The organism is Marinagarivorans sp. (assembly GCF_982758155.1).
Genome location: NZ_CEXWTU010000103.1, coordinates 1 through 4,204, shown reverse-complemented (window position 1 = coordinate 4,204; position 4,204 = coordinate 1). Strand labels below are relative to the sequence as shown.

4 protein-coding genes are annotated in these 4,204 nt (G+C 46.6%); 3 read left to right on the top strand and 1 reads right to left on the bottom strand.

The genetic code is table 11. The features are described from left to right. The 3 genes from AC3A8L_RS12065 to AC3A8L_RS12055 form a co-directional block, all read left to right on the top strand. Nucleotides 1–435: DUF2164 domain-containing protein (locus AC3A8L_RS12065; RefSeq protein ID WP_487962514.1), on the top strand; the 435-nt coding region annotated here is incomplete at its 5' end. A gap of 121 nt (nt 436–556) precedes the next feature. Then, nucleotides 557–1,645 (top strand): Gfo/Idh/MocA family protein, encoded by a 1,089-nt coding sequence (locus AC3A8L_RS12060; protein WP_487962513.1) that lies wholly within the window; start codon nt 557–559, stop codon nt 1,643–1,645. A gap of 149 nt (nt 1,646–1,794) precedes the next feature. Next, on the top strand, nt 1,795–2,793 hold the full coding sequence (locus AC3A8L_RS12055; RefSeq protein WP_487962512.1) for an SGNH/GDSL hydrolase family protein: 999 nt from the start codon (nt 1,795–1,797) through the stop codon (nt 2,791–2,793). 46 nt (nt 2,794–2,839) lie between these two features. On the opposite strand, the gene AC3A8L_RS12050 is transcribed toward AC3A8L_RS12055, so the two are convergent. Next, nucleotides 2,840–3,763 (bottom strand): peptidoglycan DD-metalloendopeptidase family protein, encoded by a 924-nt coding sequence (locus AC3A8L_RS12050; protein ID WP_487962511.1) that lies wholly within the window; start codon nt 3,761–3,763, stop codon nt 2,840–2,842. Between the last annotated feature and the right edge of the window lie 441 nt (nt 3,764–4,204).

Here is a 4,204-nt window from a genome sequence, read left to right as displayed (position 1 = left end):
TTAATTGTGGTGGCTTTGGGTTCTGAAGGGGGAGGGCGTATTATATCGGCATCGCAGGGGTTGGTGGATGGCATCACGCTGCCGAACCACATCGGTATACCATACATTGAAGGGGTTGCGCTGGCAGAATCGGTCACGGCGTTTTTAACCGTTTTACATGCACTTATAACAAGAACAACTGGAGGGCGGATGCCTGAGCTCATAAAACTATCGGCAGACGCGAAAGCCGAAATTGTGAAAAAAATGAAAATATATTTCCACGAGGAGCTGCAGCAAGATATTGGACAGTTCGATGCGGAATTTCTACTCGACTTCTTTTCTGAAGAGGTGGGTGGGTATTATTACAATCAAGGTATTACTGATGCGCGCGCAGTGCTGCAGGAGAGGTTAGAGTTTATTGACGACGCACTTTATGACATTGAGCGCCCAATATGATTTTTAGCGTATTTTATTTATATTAATTATCTCGCTGATATTATGCTTTTAAAAGTGGCGTTCGTGCTTAGTGGTATGATGCTAGGCTTACATGATGGCGCAAGTACTGAGGATGTTAACGATGGCGACACGTAGAAACTTTATTGTCGGTGCAACCTTGCTAGGTGCTTCAGCATTATCTCATCGAGCGTTAGCCATGGGGAATGGCAAAAAGCTGGGCGTAGCATTGGTTGGGTTGGGGCAATATAGCCGAGATTTATTGGCGCCTGCTTTACAGCTTACTTCCCACTGTGAATTACGTGGAATAGTCAGTGGCAGTCCAGAAAAAGTTGTGCAGTGGAAAAAACAATACGGCTTAAAAGATAAAAACATCTATCACTACGATAACCTAGACAGTATCGCAAACAATCCCGATATCGATGTGGTGTATATCGTTTTGCCCACCTATCTGCATGAGAAATATGCTGTGATTGCGGCTAATGCCGGTAAGCATGTGTGGTGCGAAAAGCCGATGGCGATGACGGTAACGCAGTGCCAGAACATTATCGCGGCTTGTGAAAAAAATAAAGTGAAGCTCAGCATTGGTTATCGCTTACAGCACGAGCCGAATACGCGAACCGTTATCGATTATGCGAAACGTAAGCCCTATGGCGAGATTAAATCTGTGGTTGCCCAGGCGGGCTATGCGGGGGATGGTTCTGAAAACCCATTGCACTGGCGCATGGATCGTACACGTGGTGGCGGTGCCATGTATGACATGGGTGTTTACCCCATTAATGCAGCGCGTTATGCAACAGGGCTAGAGCCTACGGCCGTTACCGCAAAACATGTGACGCAGCGCACCGATATTTTTAAGCGCTGCGATGAAAGTAGTGTATTCAGCTTAGAATTCCCAGGAGGAATAATCGCTGAGTGCGAGTGCCATGTGGGGAAAAATATTAATTTATTAAAAATAACCGCTGATAAAGGCGGTTATGAATTAAATCCTATGCAAAGCTATAGCGGTGTTAAGGGTGAAACAAGCGATGGGATTTTATTGAATAAAACGGTCGCTAATCAGCAAGCTCAGCAAATGGACGATAATGCAGTTGCCATTCTCGACAATGGCCCCGTTATGGTACCTGGGCTGGAAGGGTTGATGGATATCCGTGTGGTTGAAGGCGCGATTGAGTCGGCACGCTTGGGCGGTAAACGCGTTGAGTTGAGTTAATGCTTCAATCGCTCTTTTAATTTATTAAGTTTGCGACTTTCAAACGGTATAAGGCTATTTAAATGATTTTATTCAGGTCGTTCCTTTTTTTGCTATTTACTGCTGTGCTAGCCGCTTGTACTTCATTTGGGGCTGGTCAGGAGAAAGAAATGACTCAGGTCGAAGCTACGGATTCTCGGATTACTTTTGCGGGGCGTACATTGCGTAAAAACAACACTGTGCTTTTTGATTGGGCAGGTGTTGAAATACGTTTCGGGTTTAAAGGCGAGCGTTTTACATTGCTTATGGATGGCGGCGGTAGTGATTACAATATTGTTATTGATGGAGCTGTATTAAAGGTATTGCGCCCTGAGCCGGGTGTTAATGAGCATGTAATTACGTTGCCGGCGGGCGCCGATCAAGGTGAGCACCTTGTGATTATTCAACGACGCAACGATGCCCATTTTGGCGTGACAACCTTTAAGGGATTAAAACTGAGTAAAGATGATCAGCTATTACCTAAACCTGAAATGAAAACACGTAAAATTGAATTCATTGGTGATTCCTATACGGTGGGTTATGGTAACGAAGGTCCATCTACGGAGTGCGATAGCCTTAGGCCCTACGAAAATAATGCACTTTCTTTTGCTTCTATTGCAGCGCGTGCATTAGCCGCCGAGGCTCATATGATTGCGGTATCGGGTCGTGGTTTGGTGAGAAATTACGGTGATAAAGAACGTGCTTCATCAGAGTCTATGCCTAGTTTGTATGATCGCGTGCTGTTTAATGATAAACAAGAAGCGTGGGATTTTTCGCAGTGGCAAGCGGATGCCGTAGTGATTAAGTTGGGCACCAACGACTTTAGTACGGAGCCGCATCCTGCCCCTGATAATTTTAAGCAGGCGTTGACGCATTTATTAGCGCGTATTACGAAGCACTATGGTGATGTGCCTGTCTTTATAGTGGCGGATCTTTCCTTGCCGGTCGTTGTGTCGCTTTACCGTGATTATTACCAAGCGAATTCAAAAATGAATAATAGCCTTCACTTTGTTGAGCTGCCGAAGCCAACCCAGGATCAGCTAGGTTGTGACTGGCACCCCAATGTTGATTTTCACGAGCAAGCGGCCAGTGTATTAACGCCCATCATAAAAAGCCACCTAGGTTGGTAGCTGTCCGCAGAGAATGTAATAAGCCCTAGTATTGGATTTTTTGCGTTTATTGGCAGGGGCAAACATTCTGATTGCGTTGCGGTGTAAAAACGCCGCGCGCATCTTCAAACGTAAAGGCAATGGATTCGGTTCTGAAGCCTACGTTTTTACGAATAACAAAATGTAGGTGCGGTCCTGTGGAATAACCACTGGTACCCGATTGGCCCAACACATCACCGGCAGCAACTGCTTGCCCGGCTTTTACCATTGCGCTTCCCATTAGCAAGTGTGCGTAGGTCGCGTAACTCCCGTCTTGGTGGACTACCGAAACGGTATTGGCCTTGTCCAAAAAATACGTGCGCGCCCCACCAAAAGCATAATCATCTTTGACATGTACCACGGTGCCTTCGCGTGCGGCGACAATATCGGTTCCGATGGGTAGTGCGATATCGACAGCGTATAGGCTGGGTTGTGTGTGGTGTGAAAATTGGCCGTTGAAGCTTTGTGATATGCGATGTTTGCTGGGCGAACTAATCGGAATGCGATAGTTGGCTGTCGAGGCGTTGGCTGAAGGGGCGCCCCAAACATATCGATACGTAAATTCTGGCGTTGGCGCGGCGGCGGAGTAAATGGTCGCGCGCTGATTACTGGCAACGACAATCTTGGTGTTCAATTGTGGGTATTCTTCAAAGCGAATTTGTATTTCAATGGGTATATGGAAAGGGTTGAGAACATCGCTTACGTGCTGTTTCTTTTCTATGCGATGATCAAACTTCAGCTCAAACGGGTTTTCGGGCGCAGCTTCGAATTCTAGGGTTTCTATTTTTGTTTTTTTGTCTTGTGGGGGCTTATCACTAAATTGCCAGCGACCATTGGCGTCTTGGTATTTATAGACGGCGGCCAGCGAATGCTCGCTGTGGTGTATAGGGTTAACTATTATGAGAAATAGACCTAAGATCGCACTGGCTTTTGTGACTTTTTGCTTGTCCATGTACTTCCGTATGCGTTGGGACCGAGATATCTCAATATAAAGTTTATAGGCGACTGTACCGTCTGCTAGGTTCGTGACGCCGGTGGCTTGCGTAGCGTCAGGGCGAGGTAATAGTTTAGGTGAGGGCCTGCACGTAGATTAGTAGAGTAACGCATCAGGGCAGGAAGCCCAATTAGACTTTCTTATTGAGGCGTTTAAAGGGGGGGGGGCATGCCGGGGCCTATAGGGCATGGGTCAGTAGGGTAATGCATCGGGGTAGGAAGCCCTTTATTGGACATTGCAGGAGCATAATATCTAGGAGCTATTACCGAGGAGCATAATGTCGTGGAGCAGTTGCCGAGGCATGTAATGCTTTGGGAAACGAAGGCTGTGATTTTGAAATCAAGGATTAGGGGCGTGCACTGAATAAGTTGCTGGAATTTGGGTTTTTGGGTGCTTGCT

Excerpts from the sequence above, each read along its gene's own strand:
- AC3A8L_RS12055 (WP_487962512.1), top strand. The coding sequence starts at position 1,795 with ATGACTCAGGTCGAAGCTACGGATTCTCGGATTACTTTTGCGGGGCGT.
- AC3A8L_RS12050 (WP_487962511.1), bottom strand. The coding sequence starts at position 3,763 with ATGGACAAGCAAAAAGTCACAAAAGCCAGTGCGATCTTAGGTCTATTT.
- AC3A8L_RS12060 (WP_487962513.1), top strand. The coding sequence starts at position 557 with ATGGCGACACGTAGAAACTTTATTGTCGGTGCAACCTTGCTAGGTGCT.